The sequence below is a fragment of the Oceanobacillus rekensis genome (assembly GCF_002153375.1).
Classification (GTDB): Bacteria; Bacillota; Bacilli; order Bacillales; family Amphibacillaceae; genus Oceanobacillus; species Oceanobacillus rekensis.
This window is the reverse complement of record NZ_MTBQ01000006.1, coordinates 138,437-164,340: the sequence shown is the minus strand read 5'-3', so window position 1 is coordinate 164,340 and position 25,904 is coordinate 138,437. Positions and strand designations below refer to the sequence as shown.

Annotated in this window: 29 protein-coding genes, 1 pseudogene, 1 riboswitch and 2 other annotated features; of the genes and pseudogenes, 15 read left to right on the top strand and 15 right to left on the bottom strand. The window is 37.4% G+C overall.

Annotated features, from left to right (window positions below):
• Positions 1-263: 263 nt before the first annotated feature.
• The 3 genes from BV906_RS15100 to fni form a co-directional block, all read right to left on the bottom strand.
• On the bottom strand, positions 264-989 hold the full coding sequence (locus BV906_RS15100) for a DsbA family oxidoreductase (RefSeq protein WP_087974461.1): 726 nt from the start codon (positions 987-989) through the stop codon (positions 264-266).
• Positions 990-1,361: 372 nt separating this feature from the next.
• Positions 1,362-1,823, bottom strand: coding sequence for a DUF2188 domain-containing protein (locus BV906_RS15095; RefSeq protein WP_087974460.1), 462 nt, complete (start codon positions 1,821-1,823; stop codon positions 1,362-1,364).
• A gap of 608 nt (positions 1,824-2,431) precedes the next feature.
• Positions 2,432-3,487 carry a type 2 isopentenyl-diphosphate Delta-isomerase gene (gene fni, locus BV906_RS15090; protein WP_087974459.1) on the bottom strand — a complete coding sequence of 352 codons (1,056 nt, stop codon included), beginning with the start codon at positions 3,485-3,487 and terminating at the stop codon, positions 2,432-2,434.
• A gap of 136 nt (positions 3,488-3,623) precedes the next feature.
• Here fni and BV906_RS15085 point away from each other — a divergent pair, with 136 nt between their 5' ends.
• Positions 3,624-4,169, top strand: a complete 546-nt coding sequence (locus BV906_RS15085; RefSeq protein ID WP_245844196.1) for an HD domain-containing protein — start codon at positions 3,624-3,626, stop codon at positions 4,167-4,169.
• Positions 4,170-4,282: 113 nt separating this feature from the next.
• Here BV906_RS15085 and BV906_RS15080 read toward each other — a convergent pair whose 3' ends face one another.
• The 4 genes from BV906_RS15080 to BV906_RS20155 are packed head-to-tail and all read right to left on the bottom strand — an operon-like array spanning position 4,283 to position 6,198.
• On the bottom strand, positions 4,283-4,852 hold the full coding sequence (locus BV906_RS15080) for a DNA-3-methyladenine glycosylase I (protein WP_087974457.1): 570 nt from the start codon (positions 4,850-4,852) through the stop codon (positions 4,283-4,285).
• Between the two features lies 1 nt (position 4,853).
• Entirely contained in the window at positions 4,854-5,696 is an 843-nt protein-coding gene (locus BV906_RS15075; protein ID WP_087974456.1) for a sulfurtransferase, read from the bottom strand.
• Between the two features lie 51 nt (positions 5,697-5,747).
• Complete coding sequence (locus BV906_RS15070) at positions 5,748-6,086, bottom strand: GNAT family N-acetyltransferase (RefSeq protein WP_342744402.1); 339 nt, start codon at positions 6,084-6,086, stop codon at positions 5,748-5,750.
• A complete protein-coding gene (locus BV906_RS20155; protein WP_342744401.1) occupies positions 6,070-6,198 on the bottom strand; it encodes a hypothetical protein in 129 nt (42 codons plus the stop codon). The genes BV906_RS15070 and BV906_RS20155 overlap by 17 nt, the downstream gene beginning before the upstream one ends.
• A gap of 409 nt (positions 6,199-6,607) precedes the next feature.
• On the opposite strand from BV906_RS20155, the gene pepT reads away from it, so the two are divergent.
• The 3 genes from pepT (at position 6,608) to BV906_RS15055 (ending at position 9,914) form a co-directional block, all read left to right on the top strand.
• Positions 6,608-7,837 (top strand): peptidase T, encoded by a 1,230-nt coding sequence (pepT, locus tag BV906_RS15065; protein ID WP_087974455.1) that lies wholly within the window; start codon positions 6,608-6,610, stop codon positions 7,835-7,837.
• Positions 7,838-8,120: 283 nt separating this feature from the next.
• Positions 8,121-9,167: a D-alanyl-D-alanine carboxypeptidase family protein gene (locus BV906_RS15060; protein ID WP_087974454.1), complete on the top strand. Its 1,047-nt coding sequence runs from the start codon at positions 8,121-8,123 to the stop codon at positions 9,165-9,167.
• Positions 9,168-9,386: 219 nt separating this feature from the next.
• Positions 9,387-9,914 carry a hypothetical protein gene (locus BV906_RS15055; protein WP_176330371.1) on the top strand — a complete coding sequence of 176 codons (528 nt, stop codon included), beginning with the start codon at positions 9,387-9,389 and terminating at the stop codon, positions 9,912-9,914.
• Positions 9,915-9,961: 47 nt separating this feature from the next.
• Here the strand turns inward: BV906_RS15055 and BV906_RS15050 are convergent, their stop codons facing one another.
• The 3 genes and pseudogenes from BV906_RS15050 to BV906_RS15040 all read right to left on the bottom strand — a co-directional run bounded on the left by BV906_RS15050 (position 9,962) and on the right by BV906_RS15040 (position 11,872).
• On the bottom strand, positions 9,962-10,501 hold the full coding sequence (locus tag BV906_RS15050) for an HD domain-containing protein (RefSeq protein ID WP_087974453.1): 540 nt from the start codon (positions 10,499-10,501) through the stop codon (positions 9,962-9,964).
• A 163-nt stretch (positions 10,502-10,664) separates the two neighbouring features.
• A pseudogene (locus BV906_RS20285) lies at positions 10,665-11,043 on the bottom strand (DUF2269 family protein).
• Between the two features lie 124 nt (positions 11,044-11,167).
• On the bottom strand, positions 11,168-11,872 hold the full coding sequence (locus BV906_RS15040) for a metallophosphoesterase (protein WP_176330370.1): 705 nt from the start codon (positions 11,870-11,872) through the stop codon (positions 11,168-11,170).
• A 196-nt stretch (positions 11,873-12,068) separates the two neighbouring features.
• Between BV906_RS15040 and BV906_RS15035 the strand changes: the two genes are divergently transcribed.
• Positions 12,069-12,617 (top strand): nitroreductase family protein, encoded by a 549-nt coding sequence (locus BV906_RS15035; RefSeq protein ID WP_087974451.1) that lies wholly within the window; start codon positions 12,069-12,071, stop codon positions 12,615-12,617.
• Positions 12,618-12,667: 50 nt separating this feature from the next.
• On the opposite strand, the gene BV906_RS15030 is transcribed toward BV906_RS15035, so the two are convergent.
• Positions 12,668-12,865: an SHOCT domain-containing protein gene (locus BV906_RS15030; RefSeq protein ID WP_087974450.1), complete on the bottom strand. Its 198-nt coding sequence runs from the start codon at positions 12,863-12,865 to the stop codon at positions 12,668-12,670.
• A 153-nt stretch (positions 12,866-13,018) separates the two neighbouring features.
• Positions 13,019-13,271, top strand: a binding site (T-box leader).
• A gap of 52 nt (positions 13,272-13,323) precedes the next feature.
• Positions 13,324-13,602 (top strand) — a binding site (T-box leader).
• Between the two features lie 70 nt (positions 13,603-13,672).
• Here BV906_RS15030 and trpE point away from each other — a divergent pair.
• From trpE to lipA, 9 genes are all read left to right on the top strand, one after another.
• Positions 13,673-15,082, top strand: coding sequence for an anthranilate synthase component I (gene trpE, locus BV906_RS15025; protein WP_087974449.1), 1,410 nt, complete (start codon positions 13,673-13,675; stop codon positions 15,080-15,082).
• Positions 15,066-15,668 carry an anthranilate synthase component II gene (locus BV906_RS15020; protein ID WP_087974448.1) on the top strand — a complete coding sequence of 201 codons (603 nt, stop codon included), beginning with the start codon at positions 15,066-15,068 and terminating at the stop codon, positions 15,666-15,668. Before trpE ends, BV906_RS15020 begins: the two co-directional genes overlap by 17 nt.
• On the top strand, positions 15,652-16,677 hold the full coding sequence (gene trpD / locus BV906_RS15015) for an anthranilate phosphoribosyltransferase (RefSeq protein WP_087974447.1): 1,026 nt from the start codon (positions 15,652-15,654) through the stop codon (positions 16,675-16,677). Before BV906_RS15020 ends, trpD begins: the two co-directional genes overlap by 17 nt.
• A complete protein-coding gene (trpC, locus tag BV906_RS15010; protein WP_087974446.1) occupies positions 16,678-17,475 on the top strand; it encodes an indole-3-glycerol phosphate synthase TrpC in 798 nt (265 codons plus the stop codon).
• A complete protein-coding gene (locus BV906_RS15005) occupies positions 17,465-18,085 on the top strand; it encodes a phosphoribosylanthranilate isomerase (protein WP_087974445.1) in 621 nt (206 codons plus the stop codon). The genes trpC and BV906_RS15005 overlap by 11 nt, the downstream gene beginning before the upstream one ends.
• Complete coding sequence (gene trpB, locus BV906_RS15000) at positions 18,082-19,281, top strand: tryptophan synthase subunit beta (RefSeq protein WP_087974444.1); 1,200 nt, start codon at positions 18,082-18,084, stop codon at positions 19,279-19,281. The genes BV906_RS15005 and trpB overlap by 4 nt, the downstream gene beginning before the upstream one ends.
• Complete coding sequence (gene trpA, locus BV906_RS14995) at positions 19,281-20,072, top strand: tryptophan synthase subunit alpha (RefSeq protein ID WP_087974443.1); 792 nt, start codon at positions 19,281-19,283, stop codon at positions 20,070-20,072. The genes trpB and trpA overlap by 1 nt, the downstream gene beginning before the upstream one ends.
• 113 nt (positions 20,073-20,185) lie before the next feature.
• A riboswitch (TPP riboswitch) is annotated at positions 20,186-20,293 on the top strand.
• An 81-nt stretch (positions 20,294-20,374) separates the two neighbouring features.
• A complete protein-coding gene (locus BV906_RS14990; protein ID WP_087974442.1) occupies positions 20,375-21,235 on the top strand; it encodes a lipoate--protein ligase family protein in 861 nt (286 codons plus the stop codon).
• Positions 21,207-22,151 carry a lipoyl synthase gene (lipA, locus tag BV906_RS14985; protein ID WP_087974441.1) on the top strand — a complete coding sequence of 315 codons (945 nt, stop codon included), beginning with the start codon at positions 21,207-21,209 and terminating at the stop codon, positions 22,149-22,151. Before BV906_RS14990 ends, lipA begins: the two co-directional genes overlap by 29 nt.
• 295 nt (positions 22,152-22,446) lie before the next feature.
• Here the strand turns inward: lipA and BV906_RS14980 are convergent, their stop codons facing one another.
• Positions 22,447-22,665 carry a hypothetical protein gene (locus BV906_RS14980; RefSeq protein ID WP_087974440.1) on the bottom strand — a complete coding sequence of 73 codons (219 nt, stop codon included), beginning with the start codon at positions 22,663-22,665 and terminating at the stop codon, positions 22,447-22,449.
• Positions 22,666-22,793: 128 nt separating this feature from the next.
• On the opposite strand from BV906_RS14980, the gene BV906_RS14975 reads away from it, so the two are divergent.
• Complete coding sequence (locus BV906_RS14975) at positions 22,794-23,129, top strand: thioredoxin family protein (protein WP_087974439.1); 336 nt, start codon at positions 22,794-22,796, stop codon at positions 23,127-23,129.
• A 21-nt stretch (positions 23,130-23,150) separates the two neighbouring features.
• Here BV906_RS14975 and BV906_RS14970 read toward each other — a convergent pair whose 3' ends face one another.
• The 3 genes from BV906_RS14970 to BV906_RS14960 are packed head-to-tail and all read right to left on the bottom strand — an operon-like array spanning position 23,151 to position 25,899.
• Positions 23,151-24,365 carry a hypothetical protein gene (locus tag BV906_RS14970; RefSeq protein WP_087974438.1) on the bottom strand — a complete coding sequence of 405 codons (1,215 nt, stop codon included), beginning with the start codon at positions 24,363-24,365 and terminating at the stop codon, positions 23,151-23,153.
• Positions 24,366-24,379: 14 nt separating this feature from the next.
• Positions 24,380-25,213, bottom strand: coding sequence for a hypothetical protein (locus BV906_RS14965; RefSeq protein ID WP_087974437.1), 834 nt, complete (start codon positions 25,211-25,213; stop codon positions 24,380-24,382).
• The gene (locus tag BV906_RS14960) at positions 25,210-25,899 is read right to left on the bottom strand and encodes an ABC transporter ATP-binding protein (RefSeq protein WP_087974436.1); all 690 of its coding nucleotides are present in this window, start codon (positions 25,897-25,899) and stop codon (positions 25,210-25,212) included. The genes BV906_RS14965 and BV906_RS14960 overlap by 4 nt, the downstream gene beginning before the upstream one ends.
• Positions 25,900-25,904 lie beyond the last annotated feature (5 nt).

Sequence of the window (25,904 nt, the reverse complement as noted above, 5' to 3'; positions counted from 1 at the left end):
CCCAAGAATTTATATAATTGAATAATACAGCGTAATTAATAATCATTATTATCTTTAAATAGTTCTAAATAAGAATGATATTCATTATCAATTAGCCTTCTAATTATTAGTATAACAGAATTATAGTTATCGTCAATAAGAACAAACGTATTTTTCAATATTATTTATTTATAAAGTGAAAATTCACATATTTAGTAAACTTACTGGCATTTTTTATATGAAAAAGACATATCGCGAGAATTTTTTCTTCGCGATATGTCTTTTTATTTGTCATTATTAACGTCGCAGCCATCATCCGTACAATAGGATGTTTCTGATTTCTTTGGATTCAGTGACTGCAAAACTGGTTTTTCTGCTTCTTCTTCCCATACTTTTAGCAGTACTTCTGAGAACACTTCAGGTGGTTGAGCTCCAGATACAGCATATTTTTCATTAAATACAAAGAAAGGTACTCCCTGTACTCCAATCTGACGCGCAGTATCAATATCTTCATTTACTCGATTTCTATATTTATCGGAATGTACTACTTTTCCAACTTCTTCTTTATCTAAACCTACTTCTCCAGCGAGTCGGATTAATGTATCATCGTCACTCATAAGTTCAGATTCGGTAAAATAGGCATATAGAAATCGTTCTGTGATTTCTTTTCCTTTATCTTGGTTTTCAGCATACTTTGCTACTCGGTGAGCATCAAAGGTATTCGCATATTTCATATCATCGAAATTATATGTCAGTCCCACACCGGCTGCCTGTTGGCCAACCTGCTGATTCATTTCTTTAACCTGTTCAAGAGGCATCCCCTTTAACTGGGAAAATGTTTCATAAAAGTCTTTTCCAGGTATATGCTTTGCAGTCGGATCAAGTTGGTAACTTTTATAAACAACTTCAATGTTTTCACGATGTGGAAACTGCTCGATAGCATTCTCCAACCTGCGTTTTCCAATATAACAGAACGGACATACAAAATCCGACCAAACTTCAATCTTCATCAAAAACACCCCTCATTTCTTGAAAATATTGTAGCACAAGAAAAGAACTCCTAAAAATTATCTGCCTACAAAATTAAAAGCGGAGCGGGCTTGCCAGGGATGAAGGGCATAGATAAGGACCCTAGATCACATGGTTTTCGTGCTCGGAATTTCCCTTATCTATGCCCATAGTCCCTAGCCCACGCGCAGATAGATGAAGCAAAAGCGGAGGCGACTGGTTAGGGGCGGACGCATAAGCAAGGGACCGTAAAGCTCATGATTTTCCGCGCTTGGAGTGTCCATTGCTTATGACGGCAGCTTCTAGGAGCCACAGCTAGATGAAGCAAAAGCGGAGCGACATAAAAATGACTACCCCTTAGAGTAGCCATAACTTTAATTATTATTATCTAATGATTGCTCATCCTCCACTGATCCATCCTGCTTGTATATCGTTAATGAAGTGCCTTTGTTCTTGGCAATTTCCTTGGCACGGTTAATTGCATCCTTTTTATTATCAAAAACCTCACTGGCCCGATCTGACCCACTTGATTTAACAGCCCAACCATCATCATGAGTTACAACTTCTTCCCCTTCTTCCATACGCTCTGGGTTACTGTCATACTTCTTTCCTTTCTTTGACCGCTGTGTTGGTTTACCATGCCTTCTGTAGTCCTCAATCTCATCTTTGCCAGCATTTCCCCGCCATTCCTTCGCCTGTTCAATAGCTATTGGGATTGCCTGGCCTTCTTTATAACCTTCATCCACCATCGCATTTGCAATATCAATAGCTTTCTTTTTCGTAACTTCATTTAAATTTTTCATTGAAGATGGATAATCATCAAGCGTCCACGGCATTTTATTACGCTCCTTGTTTTTGTTTATTAGTACCCTTAATAGTAGTTGTAAAAACCTATTTAGAAAATTACTTCCATCAAGGAAAAGGACTCTGCAAGTAATTATTGTTACTGCAGTTACTCGTCCCATCGAATAGAATTGTTTTTTTCTAGCATCACAGTTGAGATAAACTGCAAACTAATTAAAATTCTTCGGCGACCGCTCTGGGAAATACAATTCGCGCATCCTAAGGCGACTGGTGAGTCCCGTAGGAGTCTCCGTGTATTTCCAAGAGCTGGTTAGATGTTTACAAACTATTAACTGCATTAGTGATTGTAAAAAACCTCGTCACACTACATCACCAGTCCGGGTGAACGGAGGGCGGTGACTCCTGCGGGAATGCACGTGTCCGAAGACCCCGCAGAGTGGGTTTCTCTTCAGAGGGCTGAGGCCGTGCCCTAAGGTGCGCATCCGCCCGCAGCAATCCCGGACGGCGGGAAAAGCACAAGCAGTTACTTCGGGGATTATATATATTGCGAAAATAACTACAGTTCTTTTTATGGAGCGAGCAGTTTGGAGTCATATTTCTTAGAAAACAACAAAAAATCAGCTAAAGCCTATTCTTGGCTTTAGCTGTTTTCTTCCATTAAAGACTGTCCCATTACACTAACTCGATTTGTACTTCTTAACTCTTCCAGATTTTTTACACCAATACCAAACATCGCCATCTTCATTTCAAGTTCAATTTGTTCCATCATTTGCACAACTGAATCCTCTGATTCTGTAGCAGACTTGAGTAACTGACGAGCATAACCAATGATGTCCGCACCAATTGTAATTGCTTTTGCTGCGTCCACACCTGTTTTCATTCCACCACTTGCAACTAAAGGTACTTCCGGAAGTTTGCTGCGAACGGAAACAATACAGTCCTTCGTAGGGTTCCCCCAATTATTAAATGCTTCTGCTGCTGCTTTTTTCAGTGGGTCACGTGAACGGAGTTTCTCCACTTGACTCCAGGAAGTTCCACCCGCTCCAGCAACGTCAATATAGGCAATTCCAGCATTGTATAGCTTTTCAGCAACTTTCCCATCGATACCAAAGCCAACCTCTTTAACTCCAACGGGGACATCCAATGTTTTACAGACTTTTTCTATTTTTGGCAGCAGATTTTCAAAATTTAAGTCTCCACCATCCTGAACCGCTTCCTGCAAGCTATTTAAATGAAGCACAATCGAATCTGCACCTGTTTTTTCAATAATCCGTTGGCATTCTTCTGGTCCATAACCATAATTGAATTGTACCGCTCCGATATTGACGATTAATGGAGCAGTCGGTGCCTGATTACGAATTAAAAACGATTCTTTATGTTTGTCACTTTCCAGAAAAGCACGGGTCGATCCAATTGCAAGTGCCCAGCCTCTTTCTTCAGCAGCTAAGGCAAGGTTTTGATTAATCGTTGTTGCAAGTTCTGAACCACCAGTCATCGAACTGACTAGAAAAGGCGCCTTCAGTTTCTTATCTAAAAAGCTTGTTTCAAGTGAAATATCAGCAAAATTGATTTCCGGTAATGCATTATGTATGAAATTAATTCCTTCAAGACCAGTTGATTTATTTACACCTTCCACATTTCCAGTTAAGCAAAGACGGATATGCTCGGTTTTCCGTTGGTTAATTCCTTTTTCCATAGGTGGTACCTCCACTATATTAAAAATTTCGTTACCTTATAGTTTACTTGTTTAGCTACTGAAATGAAAGAAAGAGCTCTCCATAATCATTATGGTATATTTAGGTTATCTAGTCAGAATACAAGGGGGAGAAATATTGAAGGAAAAAGCAAAGGAATATGCATCAAAGGCACATAAAGGACAAACAAGGAAAAATTCAAATATGCCTTATATAACACATCCAATTCGTGTTGCTGAAAAACTGGAAAGTGAGGGATTCAGCGATGAATTAGTATGTGCTGGGTATCTGCACGATGTAGTAGAAGATACTCCAGTAGAGATAGAAGATATTCAAAAGGAGTTTGGCCTGGAAGTTGCTCGTATCGTTGCAGCACACACAGAAGATAAATCAAAATCCTGGTTAGAACGTAAGCAACATACAATAGATATAATAAAAGTTGCCCGTAAAGAAATCAAATATCTCATTATAGCTGATAAACTGGATAACTTACTTGGTCTTGAAATAGAATTGAAGGAGCATGGTGATGCTATTTGGAATAATTTCAATGCGGGGGCAAGCAGGCAGCAATGGTATAACGAATCCGTTGTTAAAAATATGTATGTTGGGCTGGATGCTGCTGATGCTCCAAACTATTTTAAAGAATATGAAGAAGTTGTAAATCGAGTGTTTGGACGAATTTAAACTATACCAATTTTTCAATTTACTAATTAAAAATAGTAAACCAGATGTAGTATTATTCCTGGTTTACTATTTACTCTTTTATTTTTTTCAGACGGTACACTTAGGAAGGACAGCTATAGTACTTTTCCATGATATAAATAACACTTCTTCGTATGATCATTTACCATACCTGTTGCCTGCATAAATGCATAGCAAATCGTTGGACCAACAAATTTAAAGCCACGCTTTTTTAAATCTTTGCTCATTTGCTCCGATTCCTTTGTAATTGCTGGTACATCTGCATGCAAATCCCAATCATTTTTAATTGGAGACCCGCCAACAAATCCCCATATATACTTGTCAAAGGATCCATACTCGTCCTGGATTCGCAAAAAGGCCAATGCATTCGTAATAACAGAATTTATTTTACTTTTGTTTCTAATAATACCCGGATTCTGCAGTAAACCTGCTACTTTATCCTCATTATAATGGATTATCTGATATGGATCGAAATAATCGAATGCTTCTCTATAACCATCTCTTCGTTTTAATACCGTAATCCAGCTCAATCCTGCCTGAGCACCTTCCAATGAAAGCATTTCGAATAATACTCTTTCATCATGGACAGGAACTCCCCACTCGTTATCATGATAATCTATATATATTTCATCAGACGTAACCCAATCACAGCGTTCTTTGTTCAATTTAATTCTCCTCTAATTCCACATCATTTTCTTCATATGAGATCCAGTCACTGAAGCTCCCTGGGTATAGTTTAACATTAGAAAATCCCGCTGCTTTTAATGCAAGGATATTCGGGCATGCAGACACACCCGACCCACAGGAAACAATGATTTCATCATCTTTGGATAAATTTGAGAAATGCTCTTGTAATGCTTCTCCTTTTCTCCATATGCCACCATCGGAAATCACATCTTTCCAATAATAATTTCTTGCCCCTGGAATGTGGCCTGCCTTGCTGTACATTGGCTCCCATTCTCCTAAGTACCTTTCTCTTGCCCGCGAATCAATTAGTACGGCAGCATTTGTTTTCAATTTCTCCTTTACTTCCAGCATTCCTACGATTCTTTTACTTTGGACTTTAGCATGGTATTCCTTTGCTTCCAATCTCGTAAGTTCATCTGTTACTCCATTTCCTGCCTGCACCCAACCATTATACCCACCTTCTAGAATATACACTTTTTCATGACCAATCGTCTCAAGTAGCCACCATAACCGGGCAGCAAACATTTCGTTTCCCTGATCATAGATAACGACAGTTGTATGATTATCGATTCCTATATTTCCAATCTTTGCTGTAAACAGTTTCAAATCTGGAAGTGGATGTCCGCCTCCATGCTTCTCTACTCTGCCTGATAAATCTTTATTAAGGTCCATATAAACAGCTCCAGGCAAATGGTCTTTCAGGTATAACTTTCTTCCAGCATCCTGGTCGTCCAGTTGAAATCTTACATCAATAATCACAGTATTGTTTTGATTATTTTCCATCCGATTTTTTAACCGGTTAACACTAATTAGATTCGTCATTATAACCCTCCAGTAATTTGCTTATATAATATTCATCTACAAATCTACCATTCATGTATAACGATTTTTTTTCACACCTTCTATTTCAAACCCTGACTTCTCATACAATTTTACACCTGCTAGATTTTCCTTCATTACAGTTAATTCTAGTCGACGAATCCTTTGATTAGAAGCCCAATTATCCAATGCTTTAAATAATAATGTTCCAATGCCAATCCCTTGATATTCCTGTAGTATCCCAATCACTATATATGCACAATGTTTATTTTTCTTTGTATTCCCTCCAACAGCAAAAAGATAACCAACCATTCGTCCACCCTTTATTGCAATTAGAATGGTGGAATTATCTGATTTTGAAAGTGATTTTATTATTTCATATTTTTTTTTCAACTGAAATTATTCTTTCCCCTACTTCATAAAGCATATAAGGACTTTCAGACTCAACTTGCTTGATAAGCATAGCAAGTTCTCCTGCATCATCAAGTACTGCCTGCCTAATCATTCCCCCACCCCTGTCTTTACCTTTGGCTGTTTTTAAAATATTGGAACTGCTGTTACATATGCCACTGAAAAGTTTTGGGACTACACACTGCTCGTTCCATCGAAACAAATTGTTGCCTTTTTCACAGAATATAAACTTGCTGCGACGTAGGATAAGCAATTTCGGCGATCTGCTTTGAGAAATACACTGGGCGGTGACTCCTGCGGGAAAAGCACATACTTAGAGATATCAATCAGTAGTTACGTCACAGTTTATATCAACGAAAATTAAAAGTAATAAAACTTACGAAAAGGACCTTCCTAATAATATAATTTCGACAAAAATTATCTGAATCCTCTTCCCAATTATTTCGGGTTCCGTTATATACTATGGTAAAATAAAATAAAACCGATAAAAAGGGTGACAGATAATGAAAGAAGAAATTATTGAACGTTTTATCAGATACATTAAAATTGATACACAATCAAATGAAGATTCTAATGTAACACCTTCAACTCCAGGTCAGTGGGATCTTATTAACGTTTTAACAGATGAGTTAAAGCATATCGGAATGGAAGAGGTAGAGGCTGATGCCAATGGATATTTGATGGCTACACTTCCTTCCAATACGGATAAGGAAGTCCCGACAATTGGATTCCTCGCACATGTAGATACTGCGACAGACTTTACTGGAAAGAATGTTAACCCACAAATTGTAAAAGATTACGATGGATTTGATTTAATACTTAATCAAGAACTTAATATCGTCTTATCTGCAAATGACTTCCCTGAGCTTCCAAACTATAAAGGGCATACATTAATCACGACAGATGGAACAACATTGCTGGGTGCAGATAACAAAGCAGGAATCGCCGAAATTATGACTGCCATGAACTATCTGATTCAACATCCCGAAATCAAACACGGGAAAGTCCGGATTGCCTTTACACCAGATGAGGAAATTGGGCGTGGACCACATAAGTTTGACGTCGATCGCTTTGATGCTGCATACGCATATACAATTGACGGCGGGCCACTTGGTGAATTACAATATGAAAGTTTTAATGCAGCTGCAGCAAAAGTAACCTTTAAAGGAAATAGCGTGCATCCCGGTACAGCCAAAAACAAAATGGTAAACTCTAGCGTTTTAGCAGCTGAATTCATTAACAAGTTCCCACATGATGAATCACCAGAACAAACAGAGGGCTATGAGGGCTTCTATCATCTTATTTCGATCAACGGCGATGTAGAAAACACAATGGTTTACTATATTATCCGTGATCATGATAGAAATAAATTTGAAGAAAGAAAAACTATAATGGAAAAATTCGTACAGGAAATGAAAGAGAAGCACGGTGATTCTGCGGTTGAATTAAATATGACCGACCAATATTACAACATGCGGGAAAAAATCGAGCCTGTTAAAGAAATCGTAGACATTACAAGTCAAGCGATGAAGAACTTAAATATTAAACCAATAATTGAACCAATTCGTGGGGGAACGGACGGTTCACAGCTTTCCTATATGGGGTTACCGACACCAAATATTTTTACAGGTGGAGAAAACTTCCACGGGAAATATGAATATATATCTGCCAGCAACATGGAAAAGGCAACAAATGTAATTGTTGAAATCTGCAAATTGTTTGAGGCAAAATAATCTTTTCCAAAAGTCAGATCCAACTCTGTTGGATCTGACTTCCTATTTTGCACGACAAAAAGATTCCCCCTCTCGCGTTTCAATATAATATATAAAAAAATTACTCTATCATTCTCAAAGAAACCTTTCTTTGAGAAGTTTTTCAACTTTCCGAATGAATTTTATTTTACCAGACTACTGTTCGATTATACTCATATATGAGAAAATGATATGTAGATACACTTCTTTTATTATTTTAAAATCATAAATTGTAATAAAGCAGATTTCCAAGGAGATAATGATTATGTTTAAAAAAGCTATAGTTGCATGTATAACCATATCGATATTGTTTGTCATGTCAGCATGTTCGGCCTTTGATCAAACGTTTGATCAATCCAATGAACCCCCTTCAAACGCAAATTCCGAATCCGAAAAAGATGGACAGGTATCAGAAAACGACTCCCAGCAGGATATTTCAATTCCGGAAGAATCATTGCAAAAGAAAGATAAAGGTGACCAAGTATTGCAATTGCAAAGCACCTTAAATCAGATTGGCTATGATTTGACCGAGAATGGGGAATTTGATGATGCAACCACATGGGCTGTAACCGACTTTCAATTACAGCAAGATTCACTATTAGCTTCCGGTATTTATAACGAGTCAACAAAAACAGCATTAAAAGATGCAGTTGAGAATAACATAGAAATCGTTGCTGGATCTGGCCTACCACAGGAAGTGGAACCCGCCATTACTGATTCCGGTACACCAGTTATTGCGAATCCTTATGATCAACTTGTACTCGTTAATAAACAACATGCCCTTCCGGCTGATTATATGCCTCGGGATCTTGTTATTCCAGATGTACGTTTCCCATTTACAGAAGATTTACCAAAGAAACAAATGCGTAAAGAAGCAGCGACGGCATTGGAAGAGCTATTTATCGCAGCAGATGGAGCGGGGCTTGAATTATTTGCTCAATCTGGCTTCCGCTCCTACGAAAGACAAGATGCGATTTTCGCCTCCAATTCCCTTGAACACGGCGAAGAAGAGGCAAATATATTCAGTGCCCGTCCTGGAGAAAGCGAGCATCAAACAGGCCTTACAATGGATGTCACCAGTCCGAAAGTGAATTTTGAGTTGATTACTGAATTTGGTGAGACGGAAGAAGGAAAATGGATACAGGGAAATGCTGCGGAATATGGATTTATTATCCGCTTCCCAGAAGGAAAAGAAGAGATTACTAAATATCAATATGAACCATGGCATCTTCGCTTTGTAGGTAAAAAAGCAGCAAGTGAAATCATGTCCCAAGACATTACATTGGAAGAATATCTGAAAGTATCCGAATAGCAAACAATTATCCTGTTCATATAGAGCAGGATTTTCTACATTCTATAGCTTTTTGAAAGATCATTCTAAGTGTCACTAAACCTTTCCCCTTTTAGAATTTGGGTATTAGCTAAATTGTCTAATGATTAATTTACTCAGGAAATGGGAATTCACTCTGTATGCACATGAGGGGGAAATAATACGTCCGGTGCATTTCTTAAAATAGAGGGTGGTGGTACCATGTTCGGCTTTGTAGACTTTTTAATTTTAGCAATGTCTGTGTTTATTATTTTGCCTATTGTATCGCTTTTTAGGGAACTGGGGTATTTGATTGCCGGAAAAATATTCGGTGTTAAAAAGGCAACCATTACAATTGGCTCAGGTCCTAAACTGCTGCGATTTGGAATGTTTGAAGTACGGCGTTTTTATTTCATGTACAGCTGGTGTCATTATGATTCGCTGGAAAGAGATTCAAAAATTGCTCATATATTTATTTATGCTTCTCCTATCCTTTCCAATTTGTTTATAGCACTCGGAATTAATGCACTTTTGGCAAATGACTTACTGGAATATGAAACTTTCTGGAATCAATTTATTTTTTACGCCTTTTACTTTATGTTATTTGACGCAATTCCCATGTATTATCCGGATGGGCAGCCAAGCAATGGGAGAGTGATCTATGATTTAATACGCTATGGGAAACGCAGTGACTTCAGTCGGGAAGACCCCCAAATGGATGTACCGTCTAAATCGGATGAGGAAGAATGAATGCAACCTATTCCCTGAAGAATGGAGGTAAAAGAAGGAATCATGCTTTAAATATTCTCCGATTGACTTGCCTTCTCAGTTAAGGTTGCATCAATTTGTTTATCCAATGCCTGGATACGTTCGAGGGCAACATGGTCCTCTATCTTTTTATAATGATGATTTCCACCATTTTCCTCATCCGCTTCATCTGCCAGTGCTACAACTTGCTGTAAAGGTTTTAACTTCAACTCACCTTTTGGCAGATAGGAGTCTGTATGGAGCAAAATGGCAACTGCTATTTCCTTGGCAGCATGACGGTCCTCTCCAATACGGATAAGCAGTTTATGGGCCCTGCTTGCACCTTTTATTGCATGAATATCATTTTCTTTATAAAGATCATAATCCCATTCACCATCCCGATACCATGTATAATGTCCGATATCATGAAGCAGTGCAGCCTTGACAGCATGGTCAGGATTTACCTCATACCGTTTGGAAAATAAATAAGCATATTCTGCAACAGCAATTGCATGGGCAACACCTGATCTTTCTAAATATTTCTGTGTAATAGGATGTGTAAAAACCTGCTCAAGTGTCACTCTTCTCATCAAATCTCTCCTCTCCTGTCAATTATATTTCATTAATAAACTCTTGCAATGATATCCGAAATTATTCCTCTCTTCCTAATCTAAATTTTAATGAATATAGCATAAATCGTACTCATATACAATAGTTACCTTTATGGAATTAGTTCAAACACTAAATCGCAAACTAGAACGGCTTTAAAATCATAAGCGCAATAACAATAAGAAAAATTATATTTTCAATTCGTTCAAAAAAGAAAAGCTTATGAGATAGTATATGATAATTTTCTGGAATTTCTTCACCTTTATACTCTTTTAAAAGCCTTTTAATTGGCTTGAACCGTGGTGATAACACCAATGGACCGAATGCCAAAGCGCCTAGAAATTAAGCAAGACTCATCCAATACCATCGTGAAAATATGAAGCCGGTTTCGAATTTGGTATGCATGTCTAAGCTCTGTCATATTATTGGCCTTTTTTACAGTTATAATCATTACAAAACCAGGACCCATTCCTAGTATTGCTGACAATATATGAATAAATACAAGTAGTTCATAAAACGTCATCAAGTACCCTCCTCATATATAATCATATACATTTTGAACTATTTGGTTGTGATATTCATCACAAAAACGTGAAATTTTCGAACAAAAAAAGCACAGAAATACTTCTTCTGCGCTTTTAAGTAATTTATAAACCTTTGATTAAATGCTCTGTTATTTTTTCATCTTTTGTACATCGATAATAACGATTCTCTTCAACATCGACCAATGCCAGTGCAGCTACATCATCATCAAATGTTCCATTACCTAAATCACTTTGGATAAACTGACCATCAACATGTACGGTTGTATAAGGGTTATGTCCACGATATATGTATTTCCCACCTGCCCAGGTCTTGAGAAGCTTTTCATCAATTTCCAACAGTTCTTTTTGGTTAACCCAAACAATATCTCTTGGCTGGCTTTCTTGATTTGCTCCAATATTCACACCTGCATGCGTATAAATGGCATGTTCATCCTCAAAAATAAGGGGTAACTTTTCCAGCCAAGAAGCATATTCTTCAGCAGCATCCCATCCCTTTTCAGTTCCAAACACTTTCTTAAAGCTATTTATCGTATCATCTCCACCGAATTCCATCCACATTGGGGAAAGCTCATTCATAAACCAAATCATCATTTCCTCATGATTTCCAATGAGTATATGGATTTTATCCGGATATGCATCATGGTGCTTTTTGGCCCATTGCAACATCTCTGCACTTTCTGGCCCACGGTTAATCATATCTCCACCAATAATCAGCTGATCCTCTTCCGGGTTGAAATGAACATAATTAATTAATGATAAAAATGATTTGTAATCACCATGAATGTCACAAATATAATACGTTCTCATATTCTTTTCTCCTTTTTGTACCATCGGTTCTTTTTCTTCGTAGTCGTGTACTTATTTTATCCCTGAAGAAAAAACTTGTAAAGTTGTTTTTATATCTCAGACAATTTATAGCAAGTGATTGCATTCAAATGTTTAATCCGATACAATCTAATTGAGAATAATTTTCAGTTAAAAATAAATAATCTAGGGGTGTATCATGCAGAAATCAGAACTGGCAAGAGTCATTCGTGAAAGAAGAGCAATCAAAAAGGGATATAATAATAAAAAAGTTACAGAAGAAAAGGTTCTTGAATTATTAGAAGATGCAATTTGGGCACCGACCCATGGATTGAGGCAGCCATGGAGATTTCTTTTTGTTGATGAAGACCAACTAGCTGACTTTGCTAAAACAATAGCATCTACGTATCCGGAGGAAAGACAAAAAAACCGAGAAGATTATTTAAATGAGCCGAACGCAATACTTGTTGTTATTATGGACGAACCCGAAGTTCCAAAGCAATGGGAAGATAATTATGGTGCAACCGCATCCTTAATCCAGAACTTCTGGCTGCTTGCCTGGGAGGAAAAACTTGGTGTTGTCTGGAAAACAAATCCCCATAATTACGATCCAAAGGTGAAGGAATTACTTCATATACAGGAAGACGAAAAAATCATTGGTTTCCTTCATCTTGGCTATTTTGATGAGCAACCAGCAACAAATGAAAGAATCTCTGTAAAAGATAAATTCACGACTTTTAAATCTTAGTGTATAGTTAGATGGCATGGATCGATAAAACCTTTTCCATGCCACCATTTTTATTTTCCTCGTCTTCTTTTCGCTTCCTCATAATCCTTTTCTGAAATTTCTCCTCGATCCAACTTTTCCTTCATAATAGCTAATGAATCTTTTGCATTGGATTTCGTTGTGCCTGCTCGAAACTTGATTAAAATAATGATAATAACGATAAAAATAATCGCGGAAATAACCAATCTTACATTAAATTCGATAGGCATTATTTTATCACCTCACCTTACAAATTATCTTCCCCATTGGAAACCTATTTAATCTGTTTTTTTAAGAAACACAAAAATTAGTCTGAATTATTTTATAAAATACGCTTGACATTCTAATTCAATTATCTTAATATTAGTTTTAATAAATTAATTATTCAAGCGTTGATGAAGAGTAGTAATTTATTGGGACACCATAGAGAACTGGTGGATTGGTGCAAACCAGTGTGATTCCAATAGATGAATGGACTTCTGAGCTTCCAAACCGAACCAATCAATTATTTGCAGTAGGCTTTGGCGAACAGGTCTCATCGTTATACGAGACGAATATCAAGCAATTATGCTTGATATTGCTAAAGTGAGCTGTTTTCAGCTAATAAAGGTGGTACCACGGTCCCTCGTCCTTTTCGGATAGAGGGGCCTTTTTGTATTCTCAGAGCTATCATATAAAAATTTAATAACAAAAATCGTTAAGTAAGATTAGTAAACAATATCTAAACGCGTTGCAGAGAGCTGGTGATGGTGGAATTCCAGCACGCGGGTAATTGTTGAATGGACTTACGAGAGGTTTTCTTAATTAGCCATCACTACTGGCTTTAGTAGGAAAATACGGGTTTCCGCCGTTATACGGATAGGATATCGATTTACATGCAAGTTAAATGCAGTGAATCCGTATCTGAACAAGATGAAAAGATTACTCTTTTCAAGTGAGGTGGCACCGCGTTACATACGTCCTCTATAAGCACATACGTTTTGTGTTTATAGGGGGCTTTTTTTATTTCTTCAAAAACATACAGAGGAGTGTGAAAGATGCCTAAGACAGATAAAGCCTTCCATTATTCAAAAATGGCTGCAAACGATTTAACCCCTATACAGGTTCTTAAAAATTTCTCGGGCAGAAAAAAATTCTTGCTGGAAAGTACCTTTCAACATGAGCAAAAAGGGAAATTCTCATTTTTAGGAATGAATCCTTATGAGGAAATTATCGGGCATGGTGATCAAACAACCATTATTAATCTGGAAACAGAGAAAACGGAATCAATAAAAGAGAATGCTCTCATTTATCTTAAAAGTCACTTACCAATGAGAGATATCGATTTACCATTACCTTTTTTTGGTGGTGCGGTTGGATATATCGGTTATGATTCCATCCAACAATTTGAGAATATTGGTAACCCATTGCCAGATGTATTGGATATGCCTGATCTTCATTTCATGGTTTATAAAGATGTCATTGTTTTTGATCATACCAATAACGACATTTATCTAATTGCTGTGAATACGGACAATCAAGCTGAAAATATGCTAGAGGCAAGAGTAGAGAAGCTGAAAGAATCACTAACTAGCAATGAAAATCCGAGTGATATTGATTTTAAAAGCATCCACTTTGAATCGGAAACAACAGAAGAAAGCTTTAAAGAGAAAGTTAATATTGCTAAGGAATATATCAAACAGGGTGATATTTTTCAGGTGGTACTATCCCAGCGGATGACCGCCAAAATCCATGAACATCCAAGTTTTCCTTTTTCTTTTTATCAAAAGCTAAGAAAGGCGAATCCTTCTCCATATATGTTTTACATTGACTTTGAGGATTATTTGATTCTTGGGGCATCTCCAGAAAGTTTAGTTCAGACTACTGGGAGAGAAATTGTTACGAATCCGATTGCAGGAACACGGCCCCGCGGTAGAACTGCAGCAGAAGACGAAAAGTTTAAGAATGAACTGCTTTCCGATGAAAAGGAAATCGCTGAACATCGCATGCTCGTTGATCTTAGCAGAAATGATATTGGGCGTGTATGCGAGATTAATAGTATTACCGTTCCAACCTATATGAAAGTGGAGAGATACCAACATGTGATGCATATCGTTTCTGAAGTTAAAGGAAAATTGAAGGACGATTTATCAGGTATCGATGCATTGATCACCTGTCTTCCAGCGGGAACTGTCTCTGGTGCACCTAAGATAAGGGCCATGCAGATTATCAATAATCTGGAAGAAAAGAAGCGTGGTGCATATGGTGGAGGGATTGGCTACATTAATTTTAATCATGATTTAAATATTGCACTTACAATACGTTCACTTATTATAAAAAATAATATTGCCCATATACAAGCAGGTGCTGGAATTGTTTTTGATTCGGTTCCTGAAAATGAATATCAAGAAACATTGAATAAGGCCAGATCTTTAATGGAGGTGCAGCAACTTGATCCTATTAATTGATAACTATGATTCTTTCACCTATAACCTCTTTCAATATGTTTCCGAACACAATGTTGACGTGATGGTTGTCAGAAACGACAAAATTACTATAACCGAAGTCGAACAACTAAATCCTGAAGCAATCATTATCTCACCGGGTCCTGGATTACCAGACAAAGCTGGCATTTGTGTCGAAGCTGTCCAGAGATTCTATAAATCCATACCAATATTGGGAGTATGTCTTGGACATCAGGTAATTGGGGTAGCTCTTGGCGGTAGAGTAAGACCAGCAAGACAAATCAAACATGGCAAAACTTCACTTGTATCGCATAACGAAACTGAGATATTCAAAAATCTGCAAACTCCTGCAGAAGTCATGCGCTACCATTCATATGTAATCGATCATGAAGGGTTTCCAAATGATTTGGAAATTGCTGCAGTTTCGATTGATGATAACGAGATCATGGCTATCAAACATGATGAATATCCAATTTACGGCATGCAGTTTCACCCAGAATCAATTGGTAGCCCCTCTGGAAAACAAATGATCAAAAATTTCTTAAACGGGATAGGAAAGGAGATAGTTACAAATGAAACAGTATCTTAAAAAAGTAATCAATGGTGAAAATTTAACAGTGGAAGAAATGAAGGCTGCAACAAATTATTGCTTTACGGATGAAGTAACAGAGTCCCAAATTGCCGCATTACTGACGGCTCTTCAGGCAAAAGGTGAAACAGCAGATGAGATTACCGGACTTGTTGAAGTCATTCGAGAGAAATCATCATTCCAAACGATTCCAATACCGGGTGCCATCGATAACTGTGGTACAGGTGGTGACCAATCAAACAGTTTCAATATTAGCACAACCTCTGCATTTGTAATGGCTGGTGCTGGAATCACGGTTGCAAAGCATGGTAACCGAAGTATTTCAAGTAAAACTGGTAGTGCCGATGTGCTAGAACATTTAGGTGTCTCCCTTTCATTTTCAAAAGAACATGTCGAGGAAATGTTGATTGAAAATAAGATTGCTTTTCTATTCGCACCACATGTTCATGAAGCACTTAAACCATTTTCAATCGTACGCAAAAACTTGGGATTGCCTACGATTTTTAATCCCATTGGTCCACTAACAAATCCAATTGAACTTGATACACAATTAATAGGTGTTTACCGAAAAGACTTGCTCCCTGTGATTGCTGCATCCTTGAAAAAGCTGAACAGACGTCGTGCTGTCGTTGTTACAGGTGCTGGTTCCATGGATGAGGCATCCCTAGCAGGCTCTAACGATTTAATTATTCTTGAAAATGGTGAGCTTAAATCCATAAGTCTCCACCCTGAAGAAGTTGGTTTACCAGTGTATTCGAATGATTCGATTCGCGGTGGCGATTCAAAGGAAAATGCAGAGATTCTGATGTCCGTCTTAAAAGGAAAACAAGGAGCTTATTTTGATACTGTGTTATTAAATGCAGGACTCGGAATATATACCAATGGCAAAGCAGCTACCATAAAGGATGGAATCAATCTAGCTCGAGAAAGTATTCTTTCAGGTGCAGCATTAGAAAGATTAGAACGTCTTGTAGACTTTAGCAGTAAAATTCCAAGTGAGGTGTATTAAATGACAATCCTAGATAAGATTTTAACAGAAAAGGCAAAAGAAATTATCGGACTAATCAACATTCCATTATTAGAGGGGTCCCAAAAATCCGTTCCCACTTTTAAAAGCAAGGTAGCTTCATCTCCCAATATGAATATTATTGCGGAAATCAAACGCTCCTCCCCTTCCAAAGGAGCAATCGATATGGAAGTCGACCCGATCGAACAAGCAAAGCAATATGAAAAATCTGGCGCGGCAGCAATTTCTGTACTTACAGACGAAACTTTTTTTAACGGTTCTATGAAAGACCTCCAAGCAGTCCGTTGTGCGGTGGATATCCCTGTTCTATGTAAAGATTTTATGATCGACACCATTCAAATTGATCATGCTAAGGCTGCTGGGGCCAACATTATATTGCTTATTGTTGCTGCATTATCAGATGAACAATTTAAGAAGCTCTATAATTACGCAAGAACACTGGAATTGGAAATTCTAGTTGAAGTTCATAATGAAGAGGAAATGAAGCGTGCTCTTGAAGTAAATCCAGAAATCATCGGAATCAATAATCGGAACTTAAAAACGTTTGAAGTGGATTTAAAAATAACGGAGGAACTTGCACACATGGTAACAAATCCTGAAACCATTCTAATCAGTGAAAGTGGAATGAAAACAAATCATGATGTAAAGCGTGTAGCCGATGTTGGTGCAGCAGCAATCCTTGTAGGTGAAACACTTATGCGATCAGCTAACGTGGAAGAAACCTTCGGGCAGTTGCAGATCCCCTTACCTATAAAAGGAGAAAAAATCAATGCTCGTTAAGATTTGCGGGATAACATCTAAGGAAGCAGCCCATGCGGCAGTAAAAAGCGGGGCTGATTTCATCGGGTTTGTTTTTGCCCATAGTAAGCGAGAAATCTCACCTGCTGATGCTGCTTCAATATCCCAATACATCCCAGCATCCGTTAAGAAAGTCGGTGTATTTGTAAACGAAACGATAGAAAACATGATGCAAATTGCTGAGGTTGTTGGGCTGGATGTTATTCAATTACATGGAGATGAACCGGCTGAAGTTGCTGAGCAACTTCCCTATGAAATTATCAAAGCATGCCCAGCAGAAAAAGAAGCAATTGAAAATCTGAAACAATATCCCTGTGATTACTGCCTATTGGATACCCCGAGCAAAAAAAGCCGCGGTGGTAACGGCACTGTATTTGATTGGAATTTACTTGATAGTCTGCAATTGGATTACAGTAAAGTTATTCTCGCCGGGGGACTGACACCGGAAAATGTAAAAGACGGAATTGAAAAAGTGAATCCTGTAGCTGTCGATGTTTCAAGTGGTGTGGAAACAGGCGGACAAAAGGATGTCAATAAAATCAAACAGTTTATTACCAATGCTAAACAAACACGAAAGGATGAAGTCACATGACAGCATACACGATGCCAGATAAAACTGGAAAATATGGAGATTTTGGAGGAAGATTTGTTCCAGAATTATTAATGCCTGCAGTACTTGAATTAGAAGAAGAATATGAAACAGCTATGAAAGACCCAGATTTCACAAGTAAATTAAACTACTATTTAAAACAATATATCGGCCGGGAAACCCCATTATATTTCGCAGAACAACTAACGAAAAATTTAGGTGGTGCGAAGGTTTATTTAAAACGCGAAGACCTTAATCATACTGGAGCACATAAGATTAATAACACCATCGGCCAAGCACTCTTAACAGCTCGGATGGGCAAGAAAAAAGTTGTTGCAGAAACTGGTGCAGGTCAACACGGTGTTGCTACTGCAACAGTTTGTGCCCTGCTCGACCTTGAATGCATCGTGTTTATGGGTGAAGAGGATATTCGCCGCCAAAAACTGAACGTGTTCCGAATGGAATTACTAGGTGCAGAAGTAAGAAGTGTCTCTCAAGGGAGTGGCACCTTGAAAGATGCGGTCAATGAAGCATTACGATACTGGGTCAATCATGTGGAAGACACACATTATATTATCGGATCTGTTGTCGGACCACATCCATTCCCAAAAATCGTTCGTGATCTGCAATCTGTTATTGGTTCCGAAACAAAAAAACAAATCATGGAACAGAATGGCAAGCTTCCTGAAGCTGTAGTAGCCTGCGTCGGTGGTGGAAGTAATGCAATGGGTATGTTTTATCCATTTATTGAAGATAAGGATGTAGCATTATTTGGAGTAGAAGCTGGTGGAGCAGGCATCGAAACAAATAAGCATGCAGCAACATTATCAGGTGGAGATATCGGTGTATTACACGGGACAATGACATATCTCTTGCAGGATGAGCATGGCCAAATTGAAGAAGCCTCCTCCATTTCTGCAGGTTTGGACTATCCTGGAGTGGGACCGGAACACAGTCATTTACACGAGACAAATCGTGTCACATACACATCAATCACTGATGAAGAAGCACTTGATGCATTTCAATATTTATCAAAAACAGAAGGAATTATCCCTGCCTTAGAGAGTTCCCATGCAGTGGCATATGCCATGAAGCTCGCGCCTGAAATGTCACCAGATGAGACAATCGTCATCTGTCTTTCAGGGCGCGGTGATAAAGATGTAGAACAAGTAAAGGACCGGATTGGAGGAGAATTATAATGGGTAAAGCAAAATTAGAAAAAGCGTTACATGAAAAAATCAAATCCAATCAAAATATATTTGCTCCATATATTATGGCTGGTGATGGCGGACTCGACATTTTGGAAGAGAGAATAAATTTCATACAGGATTGTGGGGCATCAGCAATTGAACTTGGTATCCCCTTCTCAGATCCAGTTGCAGATGGTCCAACTATTCAAGAGGCTGGCATACGTGCATTAGACAATGGAACAACCTTAACAAATGTATTAGAGACTCTGCAATCTACGAAAGAAAATCGCTCCATTCCAATTGTCATCATGACTTATTTAAATCCCATTTTAGTTTATGGGATAGAAAAATTTGCTAAAGACGCAGCGAACGCAGGGGTTGATGGTATTATTATCCCTGACCTGCCAATGGAGGAAGAACACATTATTTCCCCCTCTTTAAGTGATCATGATATTGCATTTGTCAGGCTTGCTGCAATGACAAGTCCAAAGGAGCGTTTAGTTGAACTAGCAAAGCGTTCGGAAGGATTCCTATATGCAGTTGCCGTCAATGGAACGACAGGTGCCCGGACAAAACATGATACGAATGTAACTTCCTACCTGGATGACTTAAAGAAATATAGTGATGTACCTGTATTAGCCGGTTTTGGGGTATCCAATTCGGAACAGGCACATGCACTTAGCAAGCATTGTGATGGGGTAATCGTAGGAAGTAAAATTGTTCAGCTTTTACACGAAAAACAATTTAAGGAAGTTAACCGCCTGATTCAAGAAAGTATCCTTGCAGAAGTGAAAAGTTAGATATGCGGCTTTCATTTCATATTAATTTTGGATCACAAGAATTATCAAACTTATCTTTACATTTCCAATAATTACAAGTAAACTTTAATTGTAAACACTTAGTTAATTAAATAAATACGCACTAGGGGAGCTTTTAAGGCTGAGAAATACTTTCTATTGGTATTGACCCTTTGTACCCGATATGGATAATACTATCGTGGGGAATGTGCAGTCGATGTGTATTTTTTAACCTTCACTAAAAGGACTGCAGTTTATTCCTGCAGTCCTTTTTAGCGGAGAATTTTGGATAGGAGGTGAAAATATTGATCAAGCAATGGGCATTTATTGATACCGGTCTAAATGATGCGGCAATAAATATGGCGTTTGATGAATGTTTAATCAATTGGCATAGCGAAGGGAAAATCCCTCCAACACTCCGGTTCTATGGATGGTCGGCTCCAAGTTTATCCGTTGGGCACTTCCAAAAGGTGGAAAATAAAATTGACTTCGAAGCAATCAAACGCCATAATTGCCAGTTTGTTCGTCGATTGACCGGTGGCAGCGCGGTACTTCATGACGACGAACTAACATACAGTTTGGTTATTTCTGAAAGCGAACCTGGCATTCCAAAGTCCGTACAGGAAGCTTATTACACCTTGTCAAAGGGTGTGTTGGAAGGATATAAAAATTTAGGTATTCCTGCTGAATATGAATTGGAAAAGAAACAATCAGAAACAGAAAGAACAGCTATATGCTTCGAAAAACCAGCAATCTACGAAATGGTAGTGAATGGGAAAAAGTTATCTGGTAATGCACAAACAAGAAAAAAGGGTGTACTGCTGCAACATGGTTCCCTACCAATTAGCATTAACACGACAATGCTATTTGATTTATTTCAGTTTTCTACCGAGAAATTACGCGAAAGACAGCGAAATGGCTTCTCTAAGAAGGCGATTACAATTAATCAGTTAACAGATAAAAAAGTGGATGATGAAATATTAAAAAGGGCTTTTAAAGAGGGCTTCAAGAACGGATTAAATATTGATTTCCATCCGCTAAAACTGTCAGAAGATGATTGGAATGAAGTGAAAGAACTAGCCAAGACAAAATATGAATTGGACATACGGGGTAACTTAGATAAGGAGCGTGCAAACATTGGCAAAACAGGCAGAGTACATTCGTAAACCCGAATGGTTAAAAACGAAAATTAATACAAATGATTCATACAAAAAATTAAAAAACTTAATGCGTGATAAGCGACTAAATACAGTTTGTGAAGAAGCAAAATGCCCTAATATCTATGAATGCTGGAGTGAGCGTAAAACAGCTACATTTATGATCTTAGGTGATACATGTACACGTGGTTGCCGATTCTGTGCGGTTAAAACAGGACTACCTAACGAACTTGACTGGGGCGAGCCAAAACGTGTTGCTGACTCAGTTGAAATTATGGAACTGAAACACGTTGTTGTTACAGCAGTAGCCCGTGATGATTTAGCTGACGGTGGTGCAGCTGTTTTCGCTAATACAGTTCGAGCTATCCGCGCGCAACGTCCTGCTTGCACAATTGAAGTACTTCCATCAGATATGAAAGGTGATTATGAAAGTTTACATACACTCATGGACAGTGAGCCTGATATTTTTAATCACAATATTGAAACGGTCAGGCGTTTAACTAAACGTGTGCGAGCAGTCGCTAAATATGATCGATCACTTGAGCTCCTTAAGCGTGTAAAGGAAGTTGCACCAAAAATCCCTACGAAATCCAGCATTATGGTAGGCCTCGGGGAAACGAAAGAAGAAATCCTGGAAGCGATGGATGATTTATTAGCACATAACGTCGATATCATCACAATTGGGCAATATCTACAGCCAACGAAAAAGCATTTGAATGTAGAACGTTACTACCATCCAGACGAATTTGAGGAATTAAAAAAGATTGCTATCGAAAAGGGCTTTTCACATTGTGAAGCTGGTCCACTTGTACGTTCCTCCTATCATGCAGATGAACAAGTAAGTCAATCCTCCGCACAAAGAAGGATTGACTATATGAAAGCTGTCGAGTCTCAAGAAGATAAAGAGGTTAATTTCAAATTTTAACGGATGCTTTACTCATTTATTGGACCCCAGAAAATTGCTTGGGGTCCAATAAATGAGGCTATTCAAAATATCATGAAATTCAGCTGCCTCAACAATAAAAAAAAGAGAAGCCAATAGTCATCGACTTCTCCAAATTATGGGTTGTTGGAATAAATCTTTGACTTTATTGTCTAGATTTATACTTTATTTATATGTAACAATCAGAAGCCTTGTCTCGTCACTTGAACTACAGTAAACGTACATTTTTAATAATTAGTAATAAATCCTTCAGCATATTGCACTTAAGAATCCTAAATTAATTATGTTCATCTTTATTTTTTTCATACTTCCGTTCACTTTGAGAGTCTTCTTTTGTTTTTGTCTTCTTCTTTTCATCTTTTAACTCAATTTTTAAATCTTCCATAGGGATATCATCCGCAAATTTCTGATTTTCAAACTTATCTAGCTCTGTTCTGTCTTCTTCATTCCATTTTGTACTTTCTTTATTTGGTGATTGTTTATCCTGATTACTCATTTACGTTCACCTCATTTTTCTTGTTTTATTTTCTATAACCTTTAAAGTCATACTATAAACATCATTTATGATTGCAATTTCTTTTCTTGTTATACTTGGAATATGCTTTACCATAATGGAGGTACGAAATGAGAGAATTTACAGAACTGGCATCCATTCAATCAATCAACAACTTTATAAACGTAAATGAATTATCTTTTCTCTATATTTCTAGACCAAATTGCAGCGTCTGTCATGGATTGCTGCCACAAGTGCAGAAATTAATGGAAAAGTACCCAGAGATCAAGCTGGGTCACATCAATGCCGAAGCTGTGGAAGAAGTAGCTGGGCGCTTTTCCATTTTCACCGTTCCTGTATTAATACTCTTTTTAGAAGGCAAAGAATATGTACGTGAAGCAAGAATCGTGCATATGGATCTCTTTGAGGAAAAACTGGATAAAATATATAAAAATGTGATTGGATAAAAATTATCCAATCACATTTATTTATTTTAAATCCATATCATAAATATTCATCTCATATTCCAAATGATTTTCTTCTAGATTCTTCGTTTCGATTATTCCTTCAAATAATGTTTTTCCAGTTTCTACATCGATAACTAGTAATGGTGCTTTTGTATTTTTACTTACTTCATAACCAACTACATATAGTTTCCCATCCATTATCTTTGTATTTAATGGTTCCGTTAAATTAGCTGGCAACTTGATGGTTTTACTTGTCTCAATCTCTTGGCTCTCCAAGTTAAACATAGAGACCTTTATTCCTTGATCCGTTGTTTTATCTATATAAATGATGGAGTCATCTAAATAAACAGAGCTATTCAGAGTGTTAATTTCTTCAGGTAAGGGGATAGGTCGCTGTTCACCTGATGCTAAATGATAGGTGATTAATTCACTTCCTATAGATTCATTATAGTAATTTCCATCCGCTTGTTCTACTTCCTCCATATATTCCTTTTTAAAAACAAGATATGTTGTCAGTCCAATATCAGATTCGTCTTGAACAAGATACATATAAGAATTTTGACCACTGGATTGCTCTGGGCTCAATTGTATAACCTCATCATTCACTAACTTCTGATTTGCGATATCGAGGCTATAAACATGTATTTCTTCCGAGCCATATCCATTCCCATTAACGGAATGATTAACTGTTGTGACTTTCATTACATTATCTAAAACTTGAACATCCTCCATATAAACATAATTGTATTTATTTTTTTCAGGAATCGTTACTGTAAAATCTAGTTTGTCTTTGGAATCCTTCTCAAGTATCTCAATATCAAATGTATATTCTCTAGGTCGATCCCTAACATAATTACCATTGGTATCGACATAAACTAATCGTTTCTCGTCCTCAAATATACCCGAAATATTATCCTTGCCTCTCATAAAATTACGGTAACTATTTTGCAACCGCTCCAACTCAGCACTCATATAAATTCCACGAAGACGTTCAAAAAAGGATAACTCATTTGCATAAACAGTTTCTTCTGAAGAAATCTCTAGCGGGTTGCCTTGTACCCCTACTCTAAAATCTCCGAGGAGTGTTAGATTTACAACTTCATTCTCATTACCACTCTGTTTATCAAAAACAAACTCTGGATAGTCATTACCAGCCATTGCGGATCGAATATAAAATGTTCCAATAGTTAAAACAATAATTAACGTGATGGAGATTATTTTCCAATAACGTATCATTTCCTCAACTCCCTTTACACCGTTACTTTTTTATTAATCAAATAATTACTCGTCCAAATGGCTGCACAGATTACTATAATAGCTAAAATTACTTCGGTTACAAATAATTCTGTTGGATACAAGTAATTGACTCCAAAGAAGATTTCCAATAGTAAAGGAAATATAAATACAATGATAGACAAAACACTATAAACAATGCCTAGTAGAATTCCCTTTAAACGAAAACTTCTTTCAAATAAAATCGCAGTAAATATAATAAATACAACCATAAAACCAATACCATAATTTATAATGAATTGTATAAAGGAATCTGGAACTAAAACAAACAAATATCTAGAGTTGCTAATAATCTCCATTATTCCCAAATCCGCTCTAAGATCAATTGGTACAATAAATTTAAGAATCATACTCTCAATCGGTAACAATATTAGTTGAATGGATACCAACCCAATTACCAGCAGGAATATAGTAGTAACCTTTGCTAGAAAGACATGAAGCCTTGCAGTTGGCAGCATTAATAATCGATAGATAAACGTATTTTTGCCAAACCAATCACGATACCATATAAAGAAACAATAGAAAATTAATGCAGCAATGCATAATGCAATTGGTCCCATAAACCATATACTTTGCGTGAACGTGCCCATACTCATTTGACCAAATTGCTCTAAAAACTGTTCTTTCGGCATTGAATTAACAATGATAGCTTGATTTGCTTCTGACAGATACCCCCTTGATTTTACAATAACCCCTGCAATTTGTGAGATAATCGTTATTCCGATAAGCACAAGATAAATCTTCATAAAACGTCCTAATTCAAAGTTTACTAATTTAAAATAGCTTCTCATCCTTTATAAACCTCCCGCATCACATCAATGACTGACTTCCCTTCGCTTGCACGCATTTCTTCTGCATTGAACTCTTTTAAAACAACTCCATTATCTAAGAGAACTACTTTATCAATTAGATGCTCGATATCATTTATTTCATGGGTAGTTATGATAACTCCGCGATCCTCCACTAGATGACTTGTAAATACATCCGCAATTTGTTCCCTGCTAAAAATATCAATCCCGGAGAATGGTTCATCCATAAGTAAATAATCCACGTCTAACGCAAGTCCCAGCAATAAATTCACCTTTGCCGTATTTCCTTTGGATAAATTAGAGATTCTTTCTTCCTGTTTTAGTTTGAAAAATCCGAGTAATTCATTAGCACGTTCCTCGTTCCAACTATTATAAAAGTCCTGCATGAATTGCATTGCTTCACGTATTGTCATTTGCGGCAACATGGTAATCGCATCTGGAATAAAGGTAATTTTTTCATAGCTTTCTTTACTTACTTTTTTACCGTCAATTAAAATTAGACCACTATTCATTGGTGTAAGATTCATAATTCCATTTAGTATCGTTGTTTTCCCTACCCCATTGATTCCAATAATACAAGTAATCTGGCCTTTCTCTGCTGTAAAGCTAACACCATTCAATACTTTTTTTCGGCCAAACCTTTTCGTTAAATCCTTTACTTCAATCATCGCTA

What these genes read in the sequence shown, in the direction of transcription:
- trpD (WP_087974447.1), top strand. Translation starts at nt 15,652, where the DNA reads ATGAAACAGTATCTTAAAAAAGTAATCAATGGTGAAAATTTAACAGTG.
- BV906_RS15005 (WP_087974445.1), top strand. Translation starts at nt 17,465, where the DNA reads ATGCTCGTTAAGATTTGCGGGATAACATCTAAGGAAGCAGCCCATGCG.
- BV906_RS14970 (WP_087974438.1), bottom strand. Translation starts at nt 24,365, where the DNA reads ATGATACGTTATTGGAAAATAATCTCCATCACGTTAATTATTGTTTTA.
- BV906_RS14975 (WP_087974439.1), top strand. Translation starts at nt 22,794, where the DNA reads ATGAGAGAATTTACAGAACTGGCATCCATTCAATCAATCAACAACTTT.
- BV906_RS15100 (WP_087974461.1), bottom strand. Translation starts at nt 989, where the DNA reads ATGAAGATTGAAGTTTGGTCGGATTTTGTATGTCCGTTCTGTTATATT.
- BV906_RS15075 (WP_087974456.1), bottom strand. Translation starts at nt 5,696, where the DNA reads ATGACGAATCTAATTAGTGTTAACCGGTTAAAAAATCGGATGGAAAAT.
- trpC (WP_087974446.1), top strand. Translation starts at nt 16,678, where the DNA reads ATGACAATCCTAGATAAGATTTTAACAGAAAAGGCAAAAGAAATTATC.
- BV906_RS15095 (WP_087974460.1), bottom strand. Translation starts at nt 1,823, where the DNA reads ATGCCGTGGACGCTTGATGATTATCCATCTTCAATGAAAAATTTAAAT.
- trpB (WP_087974444.1), top strand. Translation starts at nt 18,082, where the DNA reads ATGACAGCATACACGATGCCAGATAAAACTGGAAAATATGGAGATTTT.
- BV906_RS15060 (WP_087974454.1), top strand. Translation starts at nt 8,121, where the DNA reads ATGTTTAAAAAAGCTATAGTTGCATGTATAACCATATCGATATTGTTT.
- BV906_RS15035 (WP_087974451.1), top strand. Translation starts at nt 12,069, where the DNA reads ATGCAGAAATCAGAACTGGCAAGAGTCATTCGTGAAAGAAGAGCAATC.
- BV906_RS15050 (WP_087974453.1), bottom strand. Translation starts at nt 10,501, where the DNA reads ATGAGAAGAGTGACACTTGAGCAGGTTTTTACACATCCTATTACACAG.
- BV906_RS14960 (WP_087974436.1), bottom strand. Translation starts at nt 25,899, where the DNA reads ATGATTGAAGTAAAGGATTTAACGAAAAGGTTTGGCCGAAAAAAAGTA.
- trpA (WP_087974443.1), top strand. Translation starts at nt 19,281, where the DNA reads ATGGGTAAAGCAAAATTAGAAAAAGCGTTACATGAAAAAATCAAATCC.
- fni (WP_087974459.1), bottom strand. Translation starts at nt 3,487, where the DNA reads ATGGAAAAAGGAATTAACCAACGGAAAACCGAGCATATCCGTCTTTGC.
- BV906_RS15030 (WP_087974450.1), bottom strand. Translation starts at nt 12,865, where the DNA reads ATGCCTATCGAATTTAATGTAAGATTGGTTATTTCCGCGATTATTTTT.
- BV906_RS14980 (WP_087974440.1), bottom strand. Translation starts at nt 22,665, where the DNA reads ATGAGTAATCAGGATAAACAATCACCAAATAAAGAAAGTACAAAATGG.
- BV906_RS15040 (WP_176330370.1), bottom strand. Translation starts at nt 11,872, where the DNA reads ATGAGAACGTATTATATTTGTGACATTCATGGTGATTACAAATCATTT.
- trpE (WP_087974449.1), top strand. Translation starts at nt 13,673, where the DNA reads ATGCCTAAGACAGATAAAGCCTTCCATTATTCAAAAATGGCTGCAAAC.
- pepT (WP_087974455.1), top strand. Translation starts at nt 6,608, where the DNA reads ATGAAAGAAGAAATTATTGAACGTTTTATCAGATACATTAAAATTGAT.
- BV906_RS20155 (WP_342744401.1), bottom strand. Translation starts at nt 6,198, where the DNA reads ATGATTAGGCAGGCAGTACTTGATGATGCAGGAGAACTTGCTATGCTT.
- BV906_RS14965 (WP_087974437.1), bottom strand. Translation starts at nt 25,213, where the DNA reads ATGAGAAGCTATTTTAAATTAGTAAACTTTGAATTAGGACGTTTTATG.
- BV906_RS15055 (WP_176330371.1), top strand. Translation starts at nt 9,387, where the DNA reads ATGTTCGGCTTTGTAGACTTTTTAATTTTAGCAATGTCTGTGTTTATT.